At 72.1% G+C, this 3,423-nt stretch carries 5 protein-coding genes; 2 read left to right on the top strand and 3 right to left on the bottom strand.

All coding sequences use genetic code 11. The annotated features are described in order from the left end of the window. A partial coding sequence (gene ssb, locus ACFE8Y_RS21315; RefSeq protein ID WP_375466362.1) for a single-stranded DNA-binding protein occupies positions 1-251 on the bottom strand: 251 nt, incomplete at its 3' end. Between the two features lie 204 nt (positions 252-455). Then, a complete protein-coding gene (locus ACFE8Y_RS21310; RefSeq protein ID WP_375466361.1) occupies positions 456-1,472 on the bottom strand; it encodes an NADP-dependent oxidoreductase in 1,017 nt (338 codons plus the stop codon). A 146-nt stretch (positions 1,473-1,618) separates the two neighbouring features. Here ACFE8Y_RS21310 and ACFE8Y_RS21305 point away from each other — a divergent pair, with 146 nt between their 5' ends. Further along, positions 1,619-2,029: a DUF4174 domain-containing protein gene (locus tag ACFE8Y_RS21305; protein ID WP_375466360.1), complete on the top strand. Its 411-nt coding sequence runs from the start codon at positions 1,619-1,621 to the stop codon at positions 2,027-2,029. Between the two features lie 64 nt (positions 2,030-2,093). On the opposite strand, the gene ACFE8Y_RS21300 is transcribed toward ACFE8Y_RS21305, so the two are convergent. Beyond that, a complete protein-coding gene (locus ACFE8Y_RS21300; RefSeq protein ID WP_375466359.1) occupies positions 2,094-2,462 on the bottom strand; it encodes a hypothetical protein in 369 nt (122 codons plus the stop codon). Between the two features lie 202 nt (positions 2,463-2,664). On the opposite strand from ACFE8Y_RS21300, the gene ACFE8Y_RS21295 reads away from it, so the two are divergent. Further along, on the top strand, positions 2,665-3,423 hold the full coding sequence (locus tag ACFE8Y_RS21295; protein ID WP_375466363.1) for a phosphodiester glycosidase family protein: 759 nt from the start codon (positions 2,665-2,667) through the stop codon (positions 3,421-3,423).

The following is a 3,423-nucleotide window of genomic DNA, read 5'->3' as shown; positions in this document are numbered from 1 at the left end:
AGCTGGCCCTCGATGTAGACCTTCGAGCCCTTGCGCAGGTACTGCTCGGCCACGCGCGCGAGGTTCTCGTTGTAGATCACCACCGAGTGCCACTCGGTCTTCTCCTTGCGCTCGCCGGAGGATTTGTCCTTCCACGACTCGGAGGTCGCGAGCCGCAGGTTGACCACCGGGTCGCCGGAGCCGAGCCGGCGCGTCTCGGGGTCGCGCCCGAGGTTGCCCACCAGGATCACCTTGTTCACGCTGCCCGCCATCGCTCTCTCCTTCGCCAACGCATCTCACGGGGCCGTCATCCGCCGACATCCTTCATGGGCCGCGGAGCCGGCGGCGGCAACAGCCCCGCCCGCGCTTGTCCCCGGGACGCACATGCCTCGTCGAACGCGATTTCGTTCTACATTTGTTCGCGAAGCGCGACAAGGCAGCCACGGCCCGATGCGGCATCCGCCCCGTCCGGGTCCTCACGCCACGCGGACGATGAGCTTGCCGAAGTTCTGCCCCTTCAGCAGGCCGATGAACGCCTCGGGCGCGTTCTCCAGCCCCTCGACGATGTCCTCGCGGTAGCGCACCCGCGCCTCCCTCAGCCAGCCGCCGACCGCGGCCTCGAATTCGTCGATCTGGCTCGCGAAGTCCCAGACGATGAAGCCCTGGAGCTGCAGGCGCTTGGTCAGGATCGCCCGCATCAGCGCCGGAGCCCGGTCGGGGCCGGGGGGCGGTTCGGTGGCGTTGTAGCCGGAGACCAGCCCGCAGACCGGGATGCGGGAGAAGTCGTTCAAGAGCGGCAGCACCGCCTCGAAGACCGCGCCGCCGACGTTCTCGAAGTAGACGTCGATGCCGTCCGGACAGGCGGCGGCCAGCGCCGCGGGCAGATCGTCGGAGCGGTGGTCCACCGCGGCGTCGAACCCGAGGTCGTCGATCAGGTGGGCGCACTTCTCAGGGCCGCCGGCGATCCCGACCGCGCGGGCGCCCTTGAGCCGCGCGATCTGCCCGACGAGGGACCCGACCGGTCCGGCGGCGGCCGCGACCGCCACGGTCTCGCCCGGCCGCGGCCTGCCGATGTTGAGGAGGCCCGTATAGGCGGTCATGCCCGGCATGCCGAGGATGCCCAGCGCCGTGGTCGGAGGGGCGAGCGCCGGATCGACCTTGCGCAGGCCCGTGCCGTCCGACACCGAGAAGTCCTGCCAGCCGCCGAAGGCCGAGACCAGGGTGCCGGCCGCGAAATCCGGGTGGTCGGACCGCACCACTTCGCTCACGGTCCCGCCGGTCATCGGCTCGCCGATCCCGACCGGGGCGACGTAGGATTTCGCGGCGCTCATGCGGCCGCGCATGTAGGGATCGAGGGAGAGCCAGCGGGTGCGCAGAAGGACCTCGCCCGGCCGCGGGCTCGGCACGCGGGCCTCCTCGAGCCGGAAGTGTGCCGGCGTCGGCTCCCCGTGCGGGCGCGAGGCCAGCACGATGCGGCGGTTCATGGTGGCCATGTCAGTCCATCTCCCTCGCGGACGCCTCCGCAACCGAGGACATGGCGCGGCGCGGCACCGCGGCAAACGGCCGGATGATCGGACCGGCGTGATCCGCGTTGTCCCAAGGCATCAAGGCATCCGGCCTGGGACAGGGGAGGCGCGACGTGAAGACAGGACTCGCAGCAGGGGCCGCCGCCGGCCTCGTCGCAGCCGGACTGGCGGTCGCGGCGCACGCGGACCCGCTGACCCCCTACCGCTGGAAATCGCGCCTCCTGGTCCTTGCCGCGCCGGATGCCGGCGACCGGAGGCTCGCCGCGCAGCGCCAGGCCCTCGCCGCGTCGAGGACGGCCATGACTGAGCGCGACCTCGTCGTCCTCGACGCGGTGGGCACGGACGAGCGGGCGGTGTCGCTGCGGCGGGCCGTCGGCTTGGCGACGGACGCCTTCCGGGCGGTGCTCGTCGGCAAGGACGGCGGCGTGAAGATCTCGTCGCCCGAGCCGATCCCGGCGCAACGCCTCGCCTCCACGATCGACGCCATGCCGATGCGGCGGGAGGAGATGGCGCCGCGGCCCTGAGCCCCGGCGTGGAGGGAGCCGCCCTCGACGGCGGTCCCCTCGCGCGCATCGCGTCAGGCGCGCGTCAGTAGCAGCGCTCGACCAGCACGCGGCGGTAGCCGTAGGGCGTCCAGCGCACCCGCGGAACCGTCACGCACTCGCCCCCGTACCCGTAGCCGACCGGCGCGTAGCCGTACCCGTAGCCGGGATAGCCGTAGCCGCCGTAGAGCCCGCCGGCCGCAAGGCCGAGGCCGACACCGAGGCCGAGCCCGCCGAGGCCGTAGCCGCGGCCGCCGTAGCCGCCACGATAGCCGCCGAACCCGCCGCGGAACCCGGCACCGCGGAAGCCTCCCCCGTGAAATCCGCCGCCGCCGAAGCCGCGCGCCTCGGCCGCCGTCGGAAGGTAGGCCAGCGCTCCGACCATCAGCGTCGAAGCAAGAAGAACCCGTTTCATCGCGTTATCTCCGGAAAGAGCCGAACGGAACATGTCGAGCCCGAGAGGAACGCCCGAGGCCGGAATTCGGTTCAGGCGCCGCGGGCGGAAACGCCGACGCGGGATGCCGGCCCGGCGCGACGCGCGAGGCTTGAAAACCATCGCCGTCTCGGGCGAGGAGTGGGGCGGCCCGTCGAACGTTCGGGCGCTCCGAGGCCTCACGATGATGCTGCGCTACGCCACGGTGTTGTTGTTCGCCGGAAGCCTGCTCCCCGCTGCCGCCCCGGCCCGGGCCGAGACGCCGTCCGCCGTCGAGCCCCCCTGCAGGCCGGTCCAGGCCCAGGGCGAGAGCTTCACGGTGTGCAGCGTCGACCTCCGCCGCCAGCGGGTGCGGCTGTTCTGGCTCGGAGCGGACGGCCTGCCCTATTCCTCGCTCTCGGCGCTCGCCGAGAAGCAGGGCCCGCGCCTCAGCTTCGCGATGAATGCCGGGATGTACGACACGGGTCAGGCGCCGGTCGGGCTCTACGTCGAGGAGGGCCGCGAGATGAAGGGCGTCTCCACCGCCAACGGGCCGGGCAACTTCCACCTCAAGCCGAACGGCGTGTTCTACGTGAAGGGCGAGCGCGCGGGCGTCCTCGACACGGCCCACTACCTCAAGGCGCGGCTCAAGCCCGACTTCGCGACCCAGTCGGGCCCGATGCTGGTGATCGACGGGCAGATCCATCCGAAGATCGCGACGGACGGGCCGAGCCTGAAGGTCCGCAACGGCGTCGGCGTGCGCGACAACGGCCAAGTCGCGGTCTTCGCGATCTCGGAGCGCCCCGTCACGTTCGGCGCCTTCGCGCGGCTGTTCAAGGACGATCTCGGCTGCCGCAACGCCCTGTTCCTCGACGGCAGCGTGTCGAGCCTCTACGCGCCGGCGCTCAAGCGGTCCGACCTCAGCCGCCCGCTCGGACCGATGGTCGGCGCGGTCGCGCGCTGA

This window comes from uncultured Methylobacterium sp. (assembly GCF_964242245.1).
In the GTDB taxonomy this organism is placed as follows: Bacteria; Pseudomonadota; Alphaproteobacteria; order Rhizobiales; family Beijerinckiaceae; genus Methylobacterium.
This window is presented reverse-complemented; position numbering and strand designations above follow the sequence as displayed.

Bases quoted from the DNA above. Each gene is read 5' to 3' on its own strand.
- ACFE8Y_RS21295 (WP_375466363.1), top strand. From the start codon at position 2,665: ATGATGCTGCGCTACGCCACGGTGTTGTTGTTCGCCGGAAGCCTGCTC.
- ACFE8Y_RS21300 (WP_375466359.1), bottom strand. From the start codon at position 2,462: ATGAAACGGGTTCTTCTTGCTTCGACGCTGATGGTCGGAGCGCTGGCC.
- ACFE8Y_RS21310 (WP_375466361.1), bottom strand. From the start codon at position 1,472: ATGGCCACCATGAACCGCCGCATCGTGCTGGCCTCGCGCCCGCACGGG.